Consider the following 16,363-nt stretch of genomic DNA (forward strand, 5'->3'; position numbering starts at 1 on the left):
GAGCGGGCCCGGATCCGGGCGCGACCCCGAGATGGGTGCCACCTACAGTCAGGTCATGACAGTGGTCGGACCCCGGCGCGCGCCGTGTGCACTGCTCGTCGCGCTGCTCTCGCTCGCGGGCTGCACGGCCACCGGCGCGCCACCGTCGGCGGGCGCGTCGCCCTCGCCGGGGTCGGCCTCCGCCGGGGAGGTGGGGCCCGACCTCACCGCCGTCGGCGTCGAGATCCGGCAGGACCGGGCGAGCTGGGGGCCGCGCGTGGTCCAGGTCCACGTGACCTACGACGGCCCGGGTGCGCTCGAGGTCCTGGACGCTTCGCTCAGCACGTCGGTCATCGTGGGGCCTGCCGTCTCCGACCCCGCGAAGCCGAAGACCGTGCCCTCCGGCAGCTACCGCGACGTCGACGTGCCGCTCGGCGCGCCCGTGTGCTCACCCGCGAGTGCGGAGACCCCCGCCACCGACACCTCGGTCCCGGCAGAGGTCACACTCACCGTCGCGACGCCGGACGGCCCGCAGGACGTCGTCGCGAACCCGACCGACCCCAACTCCCACCTCGAACGGATCCACGCCGAGGACTGCGCGGCCCAGGCCTTCGATGCGGCGGCCACCGTGCGCTTCGACAACTACCGCACGACCGAGCACGGCGACCAGCTGATCGGGCTCGTGGACCTGGTCGTGGACCCGGTCGTCGGTGGACCCGCCGTGTCGATCGACCAGATCGACCAGTCGATCCTCTTCCAGCCCGAGGCCGCCGCGACCGCGTGGATCTTCCCCGACCTCGAGCCCGTCCGTGCGGCGACCACGGTCACCCTGGAGTTCCGGCCGGGTCGGTGCGACCCGCACGCCGTCGCCGACGACAAGCGCGGCACGTTCTTCGGCCTGCGCACGACGGTCGGCGGCGAGCCGCAGCACGTGTTCTACCTCCAGCTCCCGGAGTCGATCCGGGCTCAGGCGAAGGCCTACATCGGCGACGCCTGCGGATGGGGCACGTAGGGTCCGCGGGCGTCGGGCCGTGCCGCGTGGGTCAGCCGGTCGCCTCGCCCTCGTCCGGCGCGCCGACCACGTACGGCGCGAGGACCGTCGGTAGCGCGGAGTGCCCCGGGCCGCCGGCGGCGAGCCAGGCCCGCAGGGCCTGGGTGGCGTCGGGTGTCACCAGCCCGGCCAGCCAGACCGGACCCGCTGTCGCCCGGTGCTCGCGGACTGGTCGGACCACGATCGCGTCGCCCTTGCCGCACTGGTCGAGGCAGTCGACCGCGGTGATCCGCGCCACCCCTGCCTCCTCGATCGCGGCGTACCGGGCGAGCTGCGCTTCCTGTCCGGCCCGCCCGTCGCCGAGCCGCTCGCCAGCGCAGCTGCGGCACACCGTGAGGCCGGGCACGGCACGTGGGCTCATGCCGGGGTCCCCACTCCGCCACTGCACGCTGCGCCGGGCTCCGGGGTCTGGGGCCCTTGGACGTACTTCACGAGGAACTCCTCCACCCGGGGATCGGCCGGATCGTCGACCTCGAGCTGGACGCCCCACGCCGTCAGGACGATCGGGGCCTTGAGGTCCTCGAACGGGCTGAGCAGCACGAAGTCGTACCCCCCGGCGAGCGTGGTCAGGGTCTCGACCTGGGACGGGTCGAGTCCCGGCCGGTAGGTGATCCAGACCGCGCCGTGCTCGAGGGAGTGCACGGCGTTCGCCGTCGCCACCGGCTCGGTGTAGACACCGCAGTTCTGCACCACCGGGTCGTGATCGCCGCCCATCGGCGGGAGCAGGGTGCCGCCCGGTGTGCTCGGGGTCGGCTCGGGCAGCGCGGCGACGTGGTTCGCCGAGAGGTCCTGCTCCTCCTCGACGCCGGGGATGGGCGACGCCGCCGCCTCCTGCACCGCAGCCTGCCGCCGGCTCTCGGCGAGGATGACACCACCCGCGACAGCGACGAGAGCCACGACGACCGCTCCGACGGACGCGATCACCAGGACGCGTCGGCGGCGTTCGGAGGCCGCCTGGGCGGCGCGGATCCGGGCGAGCTCTGCCTGCCGCTCGTCCGCCGGCTTCTTCTTCCCCACGAACCCTCCTCCTGACGTCGTCGCTGATGGGCGGCGTCCGATAATAGACACGGTACGGTCCGGCTCAGTGCGGGCCGCGGCCAGGCGCCGCCGGCAGGCCCACCCGGACACGTCGCGACGGATGCCGACGCTCAGCTCAACGCGACGAGCGTCGTGGCACCGATCGCGTAGGCCGACCCGTCGGCGGCCACGGCAAGCGCCTGGACCGGACCGACGTCGGACCGCCGCTCCCAGGCCGCGCCGTCGCCCGAGCGCCAGGCCGTGCCGTTCACGTCGACGCCCCACAGCGACCCGTCGACCCCCGCAGCGATGAGCACGAGCAGCGGAGCGTCCACGACCGGGGCGAACGTCCGCCCCCGGTCGGTCGAGCGCTGCAGACCGTCCGCCGTCGTCGCCCAGATCCCCTCCGCCGTGATCGCGAGGGCTGCCGGTGCGATCGCAGCGCCGCGCTCGAAGGACCCCCCGTCGTCACCGGAGACCAGCAGGCCCTCGTGCCCGTCGAAGCCGACCACCGTGTGACCGTCGCCGGCCAAGGCGTGGAAGTCGACCGCGCCGGTCAGCGAGCGGGCCGTCCACGTGTCGCCGCCGTCCGTGCTGACGATCAGACCCAGCGGGTTCGGCAGCTCGCTGCCGACCGCGGGATGCCCGGACGAGATGAGCGTCTCGGTCCCGGCGATCCCGGTCATACCCATCAGGTCGTGGCGATCTCCGGCGAGCAGGGAGACCTCGCCGTCCGGAGAGACCTCCACCGCTCCCGTGTGGGTGCCCGCCACGAGCACGCCGTCGGGACGCACGTGCAGCCCATGGACGTGGTCCAGCGCGACCGACAAGGGGATCACCGCGGCGGTCGGCTCGGCCGGGTCCGCCCCCGAGGAACCGCCCGACGCGGATCCGACCGTCGGGTCGAGGTCGTCCGGCGACGTGCTCCGCTCGGCGGACGGCGACGTGCTCGGCTCGGCCGGGTCCGCCGGCGTGCAGCCCGAGAGGGCAAGAAGGGCGGCCAGCAGACCTCCGGCGACCCGGACGGCAGACGCACCCACGTCAGCTCGGGTGCCCGCCGTGGCCGTGCTCGCCGGCGTGGTGTCCCCCGTGCTGCCCGCCGAGGTACGCCGACGGCTCGGCCAGGAACGCCTTGCGGCATCCCGGAGCGCAGAAGTAGTAGGTGGTCCCGTCCACCTCTGCACTCAGCGCCGTCGCCGGGTCGACGCTCATCCCGCACACCGGATCGGTTGCCGTCTCCGCCATCGCAGCCTCCTCTGCTCGCCCGACGGGATACCCCGCCGGGGTATCGCGACTCTACCTGCGGGACTGCGAAGGACCCACCTGGCGACGATGAAGAGTCCGTCAAGAAGCACGGGCGTCCGGCCAGGTCCACCCCCACGTGGTCGTCGCGCCGCACGGCTCGGTGCACATGCGGGTGATCGCACCCGGTGGTTCAGTGGCATGACGGCACGCGTCACGCGCGCCGGCCCGGTCTCACATCCGACGGTGAGGAGGAGACATGGCTCACCCCCGTTTGGTCGTGGTGGGTGCGGGGCTCGCCGGGGTCACCGCCGTGGAGACGCTTCGGTCCGAAGGGTTCGACGGCTCCGTGACGATGGTCGGCGCGGAGCCGCACGCCCCCTACGAGAGGCCTCCGCTGTCCAAGGGCTTCCTGATGGGCACCGAGAGCCGCGAGTCGGTCTTCTCCCACCCGGACGACTGGTACCGCGAGCACGCCGTCGAGCTGCACACCGGCGTGCGAGTCACGGCGATCGACCGGAACGCCCAGGTCGTCGAGACCGCGGGTTCCGAGCGGATCGGCTACGACGGCCTGCTCCTCGCGACGGGCTCGCGGCCGCGCGGCCTCGACGTCCCCGGCACCGAGCTCGTCGGGGTCCACCAGCTGCGCACGCTCGATGCCTCGGAGGGTCTCAAGACGGCCCTCGAGGACGCCGAGCGCCTCGTCGTGGCGGGCGGCGGATGGATCGGCCTCGAGGTCGCGGCGGCGGCCCGGATCGCGGGCCTCGACGTCGTGCTCGTCGAGCGTGGCGACGTCCCGCTCGGCGGCGCGCTCGGTCCCCGGGTGGCCCAGGTTTTCGCCGACCTGCACCGCGACCACGGCGTCGGCGTGCTCACCCACCGCGAGGTCCGACGCTTCCTCGGGCACCACGGCATCCTCGAGGCCGTCGAGCTCGACGACGGGACCCGGCTGGACGCCGACCTCGCCCTGGTGGCCGTCGGCGCCGTGCCGCGGACCGAGCTCGCAGAAGCGGCGGGGCTCGCCGTCGACGACGGCGTCCTCGTCGACGCGCACCTGCGGGCGGCGGACCCGCGGATCTTCGCCGCCGGGGACGTGGCGAACGCCGACCACCCCGTGCTCGGCCGGCGAGTGCGGGTGGAGCACTGGGCCAACGCCCGGAGCCAGGGTCCCGTCGCGGCCCGCGCGATGCTCGGACAGGACGTCGTCCACGAGGACCTGCCGTTCTTCTTCACCGACCAGTACGAGCTCGGCATGGAGTACGTCGGCTACGCGCCACCGGGGGCCTATGAGCGCGTCGTGCTGCGCGGCGACGTCGCGGGGCTGACCTTCGTCGCGTTCTGGACCTCGGGCGATCGCGTCGTGGCCGCGATGCACGTGAACACCTGGGACGCGACCGAGCCGCTGACCGAGCTCGTCCGGTCCGGCCGGAACGTCGGAGCAGACCGGCTCGCCGACGCCGCGGTCCCGCTCGCCCAGCTGTAGCCCCGCGGAGTCCCCCGGCCCTCAGCGGGCGCGACGGCGCTCGTCGAGGCGCGCCGCTCGCCGGGCCGGACGATCCTCGATCCACACCCCGATCCGGAAGGAAGCACCGATGACCCGCACACCGCCGACGGACCCGAACACCTCCGAGGCGGACGCCCGCCAGCTTCGCCTCGCGCGGCTCCAGGGCGACGCGTTCCGCGCCGCCCTGGACCACATGGCGCTGGAGGTGGCCGACGACGGCGGGCATGCCCGAGCCGGCGACTACCTCGTGGCCTACGCGGTCGAAGAGGCCGAAGGCATGTATCACCTCGACGGCGGGGCGCTCGCCTGGCACAACCCTGATGGCGCGAACGCCCACCTCGAGATCGTCGTGTGCGACGCGGCCGACGGCCGGTTCGTCCCGGGCCTCGACGTCACCGCGACCCTCGTGGCGCCCGACGGCACCGAGCACGGGCCCCACGCCCAGGAGCTCGTCTGGCACCCGATGCTGTACCACTACGCGCGGAACTGGACCCTGCCCGGCGACGGCGAGTACACGGTGCGCGTACACATCGAGCCGCCGACCTTCATGCGCCACGACGAGGTCAACGGACGCCGCTACGCCGATCCCGTCGACGTCGAGTTCACCGGCGTGCGGATCGAGCGCAGCGCCGAACCGGTCGAGCCACCGACCTGAGAGCCCCGGGGCCGCGCGCGCGAGGTAGAGCCCTGACCGGTCCGCGACGCCGCGCCGTCAGGTCCGGCCGCTCCATCCGGTCCAACGATCCACCCTGGCGAGCAGCACCGGGCCGGCCGGCGGCGCCGCACGGTACTGCGGGTACCGCTCGATCAGCTCCTCGACGGCCCGGTCTCGTTCGTCGCCGCCGTCCAGGACGCGCGCGCTCGCGTCGGCCCGCACCCACCACAGACGTTCCCAGTCCTCGTCGTAGACGTCCGCAAGGAACGCCACGCGTGGGTTGGCGACGATGTTCCGGATCCTCCGCAGGCGGTGCGGGTCGGCCACCCGTTTCGGCTTGTGGTCGATCGCGACAGCGATCTCGTCCGATCCGACGACTGCGAAGGTCACCGGGACGAGGTGCGGGACGGCCGCGCGGTCGGCGGTCGCGAGGTACGCGTGTCGTTCCGCCGCGAAGCGCGACCGGCACTCGTCGACGTTCACTGGTCGAGTGTGTCGTCGGCGCCGAGGTTCGGGGCGTCGCCTGCCACCGACCAGTCGTCCGCGTCGCCTGCCACCGACCAGTCGTCCGCGTCGCCTGCGACCGACCAGTCGTCCGCGTCGCCTGCGACCGACCAGTCGTCCGCGTCGCCCGCCGAGACGCCGTCCGCTGCGCCGCCGCCGTCGAGGCCCTCCTGGATGTCGTCGTACAGGCCCTCGTGCAGCGCCGGGTCGCCGAGCGACGAGACCGGTCCGTCATCGGTCACGGGCTCGTCGACGGGCTCGAGGCTCTGCCGGGCGTCGACCTCGGCCGCGGCGTCAGCCGGGTCGACGTCGAACAGGGTCTCGTCCAGGCACTGCTCCGAGTCGGCCTGCGCCTGGGCCCAGTCGTTCAGCCGCATCTCCGCGGCGTGGGCCATCACCTCGGGGTCGAACGCCGGGTCGGTGTCGTCCGGCATCGACTGCTGAGCGTCGACCTCACGCTCGGCGTGCTCCAGGTCCGACGTGGTGCCCTCGTTGAAGTGATCGACCACGGCGGCACCGTGAGCCATCGTCTCGACGGGCTGCTCGAACAGTCCGGGGTCCGGCTCGCCCGCATGGGTGTCCACCAGGGTGAGCGTCACCGGCCCGATCCCGAGGCTCGTGTTCCAGCTGGACGCCGTGGAGCCGACCTCCACCGCGTCACCGAGCCACATGGTGTCCCACAGCCCGTCGTGCTCGACGTCCAGGTCGCCCAGCGTCGACCAGTCGTCGTCGGAGAAGCGGATGGTCATCGACTGCATGTCGTCGACCAGTGGCACCGCGTCCACCTCGGCGATGACCGCGGGCCCGGCGAAGTCCTCCACGCGATGAGCGTCCACGGTCCGGAAGGTGGCCCAGTCCCCGTTCCCGACGCTCCCGTTCCCGATGCCCGGGATCGCGGTCGCGCCGATCGAGGCGCCGTCGACCACGAAGTCTCCGGTCTCACCGGTGACCCGGTCCCTGATCTGCAGTCCCCCGACTCCCACCGACACGTTGAGCCCGGCGAGGTCGGCCGCGTCGACCGAGCGCATCGCGATGACCCGGATCGCCCACTCGTGCCCCGTGTACCCGTCGTCCTGCTCCGGCATCGCTGCCTCCCCTGGTCAGACCCACCAGCGCCGCATCGCCCGGCGCTCGCGCAGTGCGGCGTCCCGCAGCTCCGCCCACAGCCGACGCATCTGGTCGGCGCCCTGGAGCGCCACGACCGTGTGGGCGCGGTCCTCGCAGTGCAGCACGATCCGGGCATCGCCGGACAGCAGGAGCGACAGCGGCCGTTCGTAGACGGCATCGGTCACCTCGTACAACCAGACCGTGTCGGTACGACGGTTGAGCACACCTCGCGTGATGTCGATCGCGTGGGTGTACACGTCGTACCTCGTGGCGCGGGCGCGCAGCACGCCGCCGAGCGCGATCAGCACCCCGAGCGCGGCGATCAGCAGGCCGACGACGGTCAGGGCGCTCGCGGCGACGGCCGCGCGGTCGTCCAGCACCTGGACGGCGCGCGCGACCTCCGCCTCGAGCACGGCGACCGGCGAGCCCTCCCCCTCCCCGAAGCCCAGGTCCTGCGCGTCCCGGAGCCGGCTCCGCAGCACGTCCGGGCTGCGCCCGAGCATCGACCACCTAGCGAGCAACCCGGCCAGGGCCGAGGGTCGCAGGACGGCGAGCAGGACCCCGGCCACGGCCACGATCGCGCCGAGCAGAACCGCACCCAGCGACGATCCGAGGCGCCGGCCGCCCGAGACGAGCAGGGTGCCGTGCCCCGCGTCGCCCGGGCTCTGCTCGAGCCCGGCGGCGAGGGTGCCCGGACCCGACAGCACCTGGTCGGCCGGTGCAGCGGGCGGCGCCGCCGGGGACCCGTCACCAGGGCCACCGTGCGGTCGTGGCGCATTCGGCGCCGCACCACCGGGCTCGACCGTGGGTTCGAGGGCTCGGCACCGGGCGAACGCATCCTCGGCCCGGTCGGGCTGACCCGCGGCCTCGAGTGCGGTGCCCAGCGCGAACCACGACCGCGCGTCGTCGGGTGCGAGCGCCGTGAGGGTGCGGAACGGTTCCAGCGCCTCGGTCGGGCGTCCCGCCCGGTGGCGGGCCAGCCCGAGCAGGTACTGGGCCTGGCGATCCCCGGGTGCGCTGGCGACGACCCGCTCGAGGACCGCCTCTGCGCGGTCCAGCTGACCGGCTCGGATGGCGGCACGAGCGGCCGCGACGCTCCGGTCGTTCGGACCTCCGGTCGGCTCCGACACGCCAGTCCCCGTCCGTCGGCTTCCCACGGGGCCGACGACGATCCCTGCCCTGCAAGGCCGGGACCCGAGACTCCGCGGCTATCGGGCCAGTCTGCGACAGTGCGAGAAGGCTTTCAACCGTCCCCGACCGGGTCTACCGGGACCCCGGCCGGGGCAGCCGGCGGACGAGACGTCGCCAGCGGGGCCACGGAAGCACCGATGATGGGACACTCGAACCCTCGCGCGCGTCCGCAACGTACGGGGGAACCATGTACCGAGCACGTCTCGCCTCAGGACTCGCCACGCTCGTGGTGGCGGTGGCACTGCTCAGCGGCTGCGGTGACGGCGGGATCACGCTCCCGACCAGCCTCCCCACCACTCTGCCGACGGTGACCCGCCCCGGGGGCAGCGGGACCGCGACCACCGACCCGACCGAGACCGCCGAACCCACCGAGACCACCGAGCCGACCGACCAGCCGACCGAGACGAGCGAGCCCACGGCGACCGCCGAACCCACGGCCACGGCCGAGCCGTCCGAGACAGCAGAGCCGACGGCGACGGCCGAACCCACCGAGACCACCGAGCCGACGCCGACCACCGAACCCACAGCCACGACCGAGCCCTCCGAGACCGCGCCCGCGGAGCCGACCGACGAGCCGACCGCCAGCGCCTCTCCGACCGACGAGGGCGACACCAGCGCCGGCGAGGAGACCGACGACGCCGAGCCAGGAGGCCCGACGTGGTGGGTCTGGCTGCTGGCTGCCGCGGTGCTCGCTGCGATCGGGGCGGCGTTCATCCCTGGCCGTCGGCGGCGCCGGCGGTGGGACGAGGAGACCGCCGCCATCACGTCCGACCTGGCCCGGCTCGATGCCGAGATCGTTCCCGAGGTGCTCACCAGGGCGAGCACCACCGAGGCCGCCGCGGCGTGGCAGGCGAGCGGATCGTGGAGGTTCGACCTCGACCGCCGGCTGCGCGCCCAGGCCGCGTCCGCGCCCGACCCAGCCCGGCTCTCCCAGGTCGACGGCTGCCAGCAGGCCCTGGGCGCCCTGATCTCGGCCGTCGACGCGGAGATCTCGACACCGGCGGGTGCGGGGGCCGATGAGCTGCGCTCTCGTCGCGCCGCCGTCGAGCAGGCCCGCGCTCAGCTGCGTGTCGCGCTCCAGCCCCCGCCGGCCTAGGCGGACCGCCGGTGGCGAACCGACTCGCGGACGCGACGAGCCCCTATCTGCGCCAGCACGCCGACAACCCGGTCGACTGGTGGGAGTGGGGGCCGGACGCCTTCGCTGAAGCGCGCCGCCGGGACCTCCCGGTCCTGATCTCGGTCGGCTACGCCGCCTGCCACTGGTGCCACGTGATGGCCCACGAGTCCTTCGAGGACCCCGAGATCGCGGCCTTCATGCGTGACCACGTCGTCGCCGTCAAGGTCGACCGTGAGGAGCGTCCGGACGTGGACGCCACCTACATGGCCGCCACCATCGCGATGTCCGGGCAGGGTGGCTGGCCGATGACGGTGCTCGCGACCCCCGACGGGACGCCGTTCTTCGCCGGGACGTACTTCCCGCCGGTGGCGATGGGGGGCGTCCCGTCGTTCCGGCAGCTGCTCGAGGCCGCGGTCGACGCCTGGCGCACCCGACGTGCCGACCTGGTCGACGGGGGCGCCCAGGTGGTCCGGGCCCTCGCCGCCCGCACGCCCGCGCTCGGTACCGCGCCGCTGGACCGCGCGGTGGCCGACGCCGCCCTGTCGGCGGCCCTCGCTCAGGCGGACCCGAGCCACGGCGGGTTCGGGCGTGCCCCGAAGTTCCCGCCGTCGATGCTGCTCGAGTGGCTCCTGCGTCGCGCCGCCCGCGGCCAGGGCGACCGCCGGTCGACGCAGGCCCTCGACCTGGCCGGACGAACCCTCGAGGCCATGGCGCGAGGCGGGATGTACGACCAGGTCGGCGGGGGCTTCGCGAGGTACTCGGTGGACGCGGCCTGGGTGGTGCCGCACTTCGAGAAGATGCTCTACGACAACGCCCTGCTGCTCCGCGTCTACGCGCACTGGTGGCGTCTGACCCGGTCGCCGCTGGCCCGGCGGGTCGTGGAGGAGACCGCGGACTTCCTCCTGTCCGAGCTGCGCACGCCCGAGGGCGGCTTCGCGTCGTCGCTGGACGCCGACTCACTCGACCCCGGCACCGGCACGGTCCGCGAGGGCGCGTTCTACGTGTGGACGCCGGAGCAGCTCGTCGACGCGCTCGGCGCGGCTGACGGCACCTGGGTGGCCGACCTGTGTCGGGTGTTCGACGGCGGGTCGTTCGAGCACGGCACGTCGGTGCTCCGCCTCCCGGCCGACCCGGACGACCCCGAACGGTGGCTCCGGGTTCGTGACCGGCTCCGCGACGCCCGCGCCGCGCGCCCCCGCCCGACGCGCGACGACAAGGTCGTCACCGCCTGGAACGGCCTGACGATCGCGGCGCTCGCGGACGCCGGTGCGCTGTTCGACCGGCGCGACTGGGTCGAGGCCGCGCGTACGGCCGCCGATCACGTGCTCGCGACGCACCTGCGGGACGCCGCTGAGGCCCCGCGATTGGCCCGGAGCTCGCTCGGCGGCCGCGCCGGGGCACCCGCGGGTGTCCTCGAGGACTACGCGTGCCTCGCCGAGGGTCTCCTCGCCGTCGTCCAGGCCGTCGGGGACCCGCGCTACCTGACCGACGCCGAACGGCTCCTCGACGCCGTCCGTGAGCAGTTCACCGACGACGCCGGCATCCTGCACGACACCGCGGCCGATGCCACCGACCCGGTGATCGCCGCGATCCGCCGCCCGCGCGAGGTGGTCGACGGCCCGACGCCGTCCGGCACCGCGGCCGCCGGTGCCGCGCTGCTCACCTACGCCGCCCTCACCGGCTTGGCGACGCATCGACGTGCCGCGGAGCAAGCCCTCGGCGTCCCCCTCCTTCACGCCCCCGAGACGCCACTCGCCGCGGGCTGGGCGCTCGCCGCGCTCGAGGCCGCCCTCGACGGGCCGCGGCAGGTCGCCGTGGTCGGCGATCCTGACGATCCCCGCGCCGCCGCGCTCCGCAGCATCGCACTGGCCGCACCCGCGCCGGGCCTCGTGATCGCCACGGGCGAGCCGGACGCCGCCGGACTCCCGCTGCTCGCGGGCCGTCCGCTCATCGACGGCGCCCCCGCTGCCTACGTGTGCCGGGGTTTCGTCTGCGACCGACCGACCGGTGACCCTGACCTGCTCGGCGCGCTGCTGAACGGCTGACCCGCTCCTGCCGTCAGCCGGCGGGCGGTCCCTGCCGCCACTCGTCGCGCAGCAATCCGTACGTGCACGAGTCCAGCCACCTGCCGTCACGGTGCAGCGAGTCGGCGCGGAACAGTCCCTCACGGCGCATGCCGACGCGCTCCATCAGCCGCCACGATCGTTCGTTGTCGAGGAAGCAGCCGGCCGTGACCCGGCGCAAGCCCAAGTCGGTGAAGCACGCGCGGATCAGACCGGCGACGGCCTCGGTCGCGAAGCCGCACCCGTGGTGCCCCGGGTCGAACACCCAGCCCAGCTCGGCCTGCGTCCGCCTCGCGCGATCGGCGACCTCCGCCTGACCCCAGGCGTCCTCGACCGCGAGCCTCAGATCGCCGATCACAGCCCCGCCGTGCTCGACCACCAGCGTCACCGCGAGACTCGCCGGCTCGACGAACGTCTCGCGGAACGCCCCCTCGTCCGCCGGCTCGGCCGTCAGCCACCGCGCGACCTCGGGGAGCCGCCGGTACCGCCAGACCGACGCGGTGTCGCCGGGGCCGGCCGGACGCACCGTCAGGCGATCCGTCGCGAACGGCCGCAGTGGAAGAGCCTCAGGCATCCGCCGACCGTAGCGCCCACGGCCGACGCGGTTCACACCGGCCGGTCAGCCTTCGGGCGTCCGCGCGGGGTCGTCCGGTGTTCGAACCAGCAGACGCGTCAACCGTCGCCCCTCGGTCGCCGTCACGACGAGCTCGTGCTCGCGCACGCGCACCCGATCGCCGACCACGGCGAGCCGACCCAGGCGGTGCACGACGAAGCCGGCCGCCGTCTCGTACGGGCCGTCGGCGAGCTCGACGCCCGTGATCTCGGCGAACTCCTCGATCGTCACCCCGGCGTCCACCACCTGATGCCCCTCGGCGTCCTCGTGCGCCACGGGTTCGGGCACGTCGTACTCGTCGTGGATCTCCCCGACGAGCTCCTCGACCATGTCCTCCAGGGTCACGATGCCGTCCGTGCCGCCGTACTCGTCGACCACGACGGCGATGTGCTGGCCCTGCGACCGCATCGCGGACAACGACGGCAGCAACCGGTTCGTCACCGGGAGGTGCAGGATCGGACGGGCGACCGCGGCGAGGGTCCGGTCCCCGTCGACGCCGAGCAGGTCGCGCACGTGGATGAACCCGAGCACGTCGTCGAACCCGTCGCCGGTGACCGGGTAGCGGGAGAACGGGCGCGCCTGCACCAGCGGGAGCGCGTCGACCACGCGTACCCGGCCGGAGAGGAAGACCACCTCACCGCGAGGTCGCATCACCTCGCCGAGGGTTCGGTCGCCCGCGTCGAACACGTCGTCCAGGATCCGCCGCTCGTCCTCGGCCAGACCCGTGTGGCCCACCACGAGATCCCGGAGCTCGTCCTCGGTCATCTCCTCCGTCGTGGCGGTCGGGTCGCCGCCGAGCAGCCGGACCACCGCGTTGGTGGACACCGACAGCAGCCAGACCACCGGCCGCATGAGGGTTGCGAACCGGTCCAGGGGCGGGCCCACGACCAGCGAGACGGTCGCCGCACGCTGCAGCGCGAGCCGCTTCGGGACCAGCTCGCCGAGCACGAGGGAGAGGTAGGCGACGGCGAGGGTCATGACCACCAGGGCCGCCGTCTCCGCCGCGGCCTCGCCGAACCCGAGACGCTCGAGGACGGGCGCGACGTCCGGCGCCAGCGTCGACGCACCGTAGGCCGCCGAGAAGAAGCCGGCGAGGGTCACCCCGATCTGCACGGCCGCCAGGAACCTGTTCGGGTCCCGTGCGACCGACGCCACCCGCGCACCCCGGCGACTCTGCCGCTCGAGCCGGTCGATCTGGCTCTCCCGGAGCGAGACGAGTGCGAGCTCGGTCCCCGCGAACACGCCACCGATCAAGACGAAGAGCAGCACCAGGAGCGCGTTGGTCACCGTGGTCAGATCCACCGGACCCGCCCCCTCCCCGATCCGGCCGTGCCGGTGCTGGACAGCGGGTAGGTCGGGCCGTGCCGAACATCCATGGCGACGAGTACACACGGGACCTGGCCCCCGAGGTCAAGCCGGGGCTGTCGGGGCCTCGCCCGGATGCGGTCATCGAGGGCCTGGCCGGCAGCACGACGCGACCGGGACGGCCGATCGTCGCGAACTCCTGAGGCCACGCACCCGCCACGACGCACCAGAGGCCGCCTCGCTTGTCGGCGAGACGGCCTCTGACCTGCGACAACACTGTCGGGATGACAGGATTTGAACCTGCGACCCCTTGACCCCCAGTCAAGTGCGCTACCAAGCTGCGCCACATCCCGTTCGGCCGAAGCCGGAGACGATCGTACCGCAGGCGTCGGGCCCCCTCGCGACGCGGCGACACGCACGCACGGTGACGCCCGGCGCGATCGGCCTCGACTCAGACGGGCCGCGCCGAGCCCTGCGCTGTGCGGGCAGGGAGCTCGTCACCCTCCTCGAGCTGGCTGATCTCCGCCTCGACCAGGACCAGCACGGCGAGGTCGACGAGCAGGCCCCAGACCGCCGCGAACTCCTCGGCGAGGAAGACGAAGAACTGGGTCACGAGCAGCGACACCAGGACCGCACGCCGGAATCTGAGGTAGGCGGCGTACCGGTCCCGGCGCACCAGCACCAGGCCCCACCCGGCGAGCAGTGCGCTCACCAGGACCCCACCGACCATGCCGGCGGCGACCCACCAGTCCAGGCCCGCCGCCTGCCAGGCCGCCAGGCCGAGGACCACCGTCGAAACGACGCTGACCAGCAGCACCGCGACGGTCACCGCCGGCACGAACCGGGCGTCGATCAGTCGACGCGTGGTGCGCACCAACCACGAGCTCACCGAAGCCACCGGGTTGGGCGCCTCGCTGTGGTCCTCGTCGACGACGTCGAGCACGGCGGCGACCTCGGCCGTGCCGTGCTCCCCCTCCGCGCGGGCGAGGAGCCGGCGCGCCTGGGCTCGCGCGTGCGGCGTGAACCCGCCGGCCAGCCCCGCCACGGCCTGGTCGGCAGCGGCGGCGAGGTACTCCGACGGCCGGTACGGCACACGCCCGTGCACCGCCTCCGCGAGCAGCACGAGCAGCACCACCACCAGGTAGATCAGCGCCGCAGTGGGACGGAAGAAGTAGTCGTTGTCGTCGGTGACGAACTTCCCGATCTCGTCGATGAACAGCCCGAACCCGATGCCGCCGACGACCGACGCGATCGGCCGCACGGCCGGCCCGACGAACGACAGCAGCAGCACGATGGCCAGGGTCATGCCCAGACCGCCCCAGAGCACGTGCGCGATGTGCAGGCCCTCCCCGCCGAGCTGCGGGTACCCGGTCGCGGCCAGGAAGGCTCGCGTGACCATCACGGTCGCCACGCCGGAGACCAGGAACCCGGCAAGGCTCGTGCTCGCCGCGGGGTCGCGCGGGAGCCCCCAGCGCAGCAGCACACCCCGCTGGGCGACGCGCGACGGGCCGGTCACCGCTTGCGCTTCTCCCGTACCCGGACCGAGATCTCGATCGGCGACCCCTCGAACCCGAAGGTCTCGCGCAGCCGTCGCTCGATGAACCGGCGGTAGCCCGCCTCGAGGAATCCCGTGGCGAACACGACGAACCTCGGCGGACGGGTCGCCGCCTGCGTCGCGAACAGCACCCGCGGCTGCTTGCCGCCGCGCAGCGGGTGCGGGTGAGCGGCCACCAGCTCGCCGAAGAACGCGTTGAGCCGGCCGGTCGGCACCCGGGTGTCCCAGGACTGCAACGCCAGGTCGAGTGCCGGGACCAGCTTGGCGCGGTGCCAGCCCGTCTTCGCCGACAGGTTCACCCGCGGCGCCCACTGCACCTGGACGAGGTCGCGCTCGATCTCGCGCTCGAGGTAGCGCCGACGCTCGTCCTCCATCAGGTCCCACTTGTTGTACGCGATCACCAGCGCGCGCCCGGCCTCGACGGCCTGGGTGATGACCCGGGTGTCCTGCTCGGTGAGCGGCTGGCTCGCGTCGACGAGGACGACCGCGACCTCGGCCTTCTCGATCGCCGCCTGGGTGCGCAGCGACGCGTAGAAGTCGGCGCCCGTCGTCTGGTGCACGCGGCGCCGGATCCCTGCCGTGTCCACGAACCACCACGGCCGGTCGCCCAGCTCGACGAGCTCGTCCACCGGGTCACGGGTGGTACCCGCGACCTCGTCGACCACGACCCGGGCGGACCCCGCCAGCGCGTTGAGCAGGCTCGACTTGCCGACGTTCGGGCGCCCGACGAGTGCGACGCGGCGCGGGCCGCCCTCGGGCACCGGACCGGCGACCGCCGAGCGCTCCGGCATCGCCTCGAGCACGGCGTCGAGCAGGTCCCCGGAACCGCGCCCGTGCAGCGCGGAGACCATGTGCGGCTCGCCGAGCCCGAGGTTCCACAGCGCGAGGGCGTCCGCCTCGGCGCGCGGGCCGTCCACCTTGTTCGCGACGAGCACCACCGGCTTGCCGGCCTTGCGCAGCATCCGCACCACACGCTCGTCGGTGGCCGTCGCGCCGACCGTCGCGTCGACCACGAAGAGGACGACGTCTGCCAGGTCGATCGCGACCTCGGCCTGCTCCGCCACACGCGCGTCGAGGCCTGCGACGTCGACCTCCCAGCCGCCGGTGTCCACCAGCGTGAACCGACGTCCCGCCCACTCCGCGGGGTAGCTCACCCGGTCCCGGGTCACGCCGGGGGTGTCCAGCACGACGGCCTCGCGCCGGCCGAGCACCCGGTTGACCAGGGTGGACTTGCCGACGTTCGGGCGTCCGACGACCGCCACGACCGGCAGCGGCGCGCCGGACTCGCCCCCGTCACCTTCGAGGGTCTCGCCCTCGAGCAGCGCGAGGTCCTCCTCGGCGAGCTCGTACTCCTCGAGGCCCGCGCGCAGGGCTTGCGTGCGGGCCAGATCCTCGGCGGTGGGCTCCATGGGGGTCATCCTCCCCTGAACCGGCCCCGAGCGACGAACCGGACCGCCGAG

The 16,363-nt window shown here is 73.8% G+C and carries 17 protein-coding genes and 1 tRNA gene; 6 read left to right on the forward strand and 12 right to left on the reverse strand.

Annotated features, from left to right (window positions below; genetic code table 11):
* The first annotated feature begins 55 nt into the window (after nucleotides 1–55).
* Nucleotides 56–991, forward strand: a complete 936-nt coding sequence (locus tag OEB99_RS10090; RefSeq protein WP_263509923.1) for a hypothetical protein — start codon at nucleotides 56–58, stop codon at nucleotides 989–991.
* A gap of 31 nt (nucleotides 992–1,022) precedes the next feature.
* Here the strand turns inward: OEB99_RS10090 and OEB99_RS10095 are convergent, their stop codons facing one another.
* The 4 genes from OEB99_RS10095 to OEB99_RS10110 all read right to left on the reverse strand — a co-directional run bounded on the left by OEB99_RS10095 (nucleotide 1,023) and on the right by OEB99_RS10110 (nucleotide 3,292).
* Nucleotides 1,023–1,391: a hypothetical protein gene (locus tag OEB99_RS10095; protein ID WP_263509924.1), complete on the reverse strand. Its 369-nt coding sequence runs from the start codon at nucleotides 1,389–1,391 to the stop codon at nucleotides 1,023–1,025.
* Nucleotides 1,388–2,047: a thioredoxin-like domain-containing protein gene (locus OEB99_RS10100; protein WP_263509925.1), complete on the reverse strand. Its 660-nt coding sequence runs from the start codon at nucleotides 2,045–2,047 to the stop codon at nucleotides 1,388–1,390. The genes OEB99_RS10095 and OEB99_RS10100 overlap by 4 nt, the downstream gene beginning before the upstream one ends.
* Nucleotides 2,048–2,178: 131 nt before the next feature.
* Nucleotides 2,179–3,087, reverse strand: coding sequence for a F510_1955 family glycosylhydrolase (locus OEB99_RS10105; protein WP_263509926.1), 909 nt, complete (start codon nucleotides 3,085–3,087; stop codon nucleotides 2,179–2,181).
* Nucleotide 3,088: 1 nt separating this feature from the next.
* On the reverse strand, nucleotides 3,089–3,292 hold the full coding sequence (locus tag OEB99_RS10110) for a YHS domain-containing protein (protein WP_263509927.1): 204 nt from the start codon (nucleotides 3,290–3,292) through the stop codon (nucleotides 3,089–3,091).
* Between the two features lie 256 nt (nucleotides 3,293–3,548).
* Here OEB99_RS10110 and OEB99_RS10115 point away from each other — a divergent pair, with 256 nt between their 5' ends.
* Together OEB99_RS10115 and OEB99_RS10120 are read left to right on the forward strand one after the other, a co-directional pair.
* Nucleotides 3,549–4,772, forward strand: a complete 1,224-nt coding sequence (locus OEB99_RS10115) for an NAD(P)/FAD-dependent oxidoreductase (RefSeq protein ID WP_263509928.1) — start codon at nucleotides 3,549–3,551, stop codon at nucleotides 4,770–4,772.
* Between the two features lie 109 nt (nucleotides 4,773–4,881).
* Nucleotides 4,882–5,448, forward strand: a complete 567-nt coding sequence (locus tag OEB99_RS10120) for an iron transporter (RefSeq protein ID WP_263509929.1) — start codon at nucleotides 4,882–4,884, stop codon at nucleotides 5,446–5,448.
* Nucleotides 5,449–5,505: 57 nt separating this feature from the next.
* On the opposite strand, the gene OEB99_RS10125 is transcribed toward OEB99_RS10120, so the two are convergent.
* From OEB99_RS10125 to OEB99_RS10135, 3 genes are read right to left on the reverse strand one after another with little or no spacing between them, the layout of a single operon-like run.
* On the reverse strand, nucleotides 5,506–5,931 hold the full coding sequence (locus OEB99_RS10125; RefSeq protein ID WP_263509930.1) for a TIGR03668 family PPOX class F420-dependent oxidoreductase: 426 nt from the start codon (nucleotides 5,929–5,931) through the stop codon (nucleotides 5,506–5,508).
* Nucleotides 5,928–7,037 (reverse strand): hypothetical protein, encoded by a 1,110-nt coding sequence (locus tag OEB99_RS10130; RefSeq protein WP_263509931.1) that lies wholly within the window; start codon nucleotides 7,035–7,037, stop codon nucleotides 5,928–5,930. Before OEB99_RS10130 ends, OEB99_RS10125 begins: the two co-directional genes overlap by 4 nt.
* Nucleotides 7,038–7,052: 15 nt before the next feature.
* Nucleotides 7,053–8,189, reverse strand: a complete 1,137-nt coding sequence (locus OEB99_RS10135; RefSeq protein ID WP_263509932.1) for a tetratricopeptide repeat protein — start codon at nucleotides 8,187–8,189, stop codon at nucleotides 7,053–7,055.
* Between the two features lie 248 nt (nucleotides 8,190–8,437).
* On the opposite strand from OEB99_RS10135, the gene OEB99_RS10140 reads away from it, so the two are divergent.
* Nucleotides 8,438–9,346 (forward strand): hypothetical protein, encoded by a 909-nt coding sequence (locus tag OEB99_RS10140; RefSeq protein ID WP_263509933.1) that lies wholly within the window; start codon nucleotides 8,438–8,440, stop codon nucleotides 9,344–9,346.
* An 11-nt stretch (nucleotides 9,347–9,357) separates the two neighbouring features.
* Nucleotides 9,358–11,412: a thioredoxin domain-containing protein gene (locus OEB99_RS10145; RefSeq protein ID WP_263509934.1), complete on the forward strand. Its 2,055-nt coding sequence runs from the start codon at nucleotides 9,358–9,360 to the stop codon at nucleotides 11,410–11,412.
* Nucleotides 11,413–11,425: 13 nt separating this feature from the next.
* Here the strand turns inward: OEB99_RS10145 and OEB99_RS10150 are convergent, their stop codons facing one another.
* Nucleotides 11,426–12,004 carry a GNAT family N-acetyltransferase gene (locus OEB99_RS10150; protein WP_263509935.1) on the reverse strand — a complete coding sequence of 193 codons (579 nt, stop codon included), beginning with the start codon at nucleotides 12,002–12,004 and terminating at the stop codon, nucleotides 11,426–11,428.
* 45 nt (nucleotides 12,005–12,049) lie between these two features.
* Nucleotides 12,050–13,345 carry a hemolysin family protein gene (locus OEB99_RS10155; RefSeq protein WP_263509936.1) on the reverse strand — a complete coding sequence of 432 codons (1,296 nt, stop codon included), beginning with the start codon at nucleotides 13,343–13,345 and terminating at the stop codon, nucleotides 12,050–12,052.
* Nucleotides 13,346–13,404: 59 nt separating this feature from the next.
* Here OEB99_RS10155 and OEB99_RS10160 point away from each other — a divergent pair, with 59 nt between their 5' ends.
* Nucleotides 13,405–13,551: a hypothetical protein gene (locus tag OEB99_RS10160; RefSeq protein ID WP_263509937.1), complete on the forward strand. Its 147-nt coding sequence runs from the start codon at nucleotides 13,405–13,407 to the stop codon at nucleotides 13,549–13,551.
* 76 nt (nucleotides 13,552–13,627) lie between these two features.
* On the opposite strand, the gene OEB99_RS10165 is transcribed toward OEB99_RS10160, so the two are convergent.
* The 3 genes from OEB99_RS10165 to der all read right to left on the reverse strand — a co-directional run bounded on the left by OEB99_RS10165 (nucleotide 13,628) and on the right by der (nucleotide 16,312).
* Nucleotides 13,628–13,701, reverse strand: a tRNA-Pro gene (locus tag OEB99_RS10165).
* Nucleotides 13,702–13,799: 98 nt separating this feature from the next.
* A complete protein-coding gene (locus tag OEB99_RS10170; protein ID WP_263509938.1) occupies nucleotides 13,800–14,864 on the reverse strand; it encodes a hypothetical protein in 1,065 nt (354 codons plus the stop codon).
* On the reverse strand, nucleotides 14,861–16,312 hold the full coding sequence (gene der / locus OEB99_RS10175) for a ribosome biogenesis GTPase Der (RefSeq protein ID WP_263509939.1): 1,452 nt from the start codon (nucleotides 16,310–16,312) through the stop codon (nucleotides 14,861–14,863). The genes OEB99_RS10170 and der overlap by 4 nt, the downstream gene beginning before the upstream one ends.
* Nucleotides 16,313–16,363 lie beyond the last annotated feature (51 nt).

The sequence above is a fragment of the Actinotalea endophytica genome (genome assembly GCF_025717005.1).
Taxonomy (GTDB): Bacteria; Actinomycetota; Actinomycetes; order Actinomycetales; family Cellulomonadaceae; genus Actinotalea.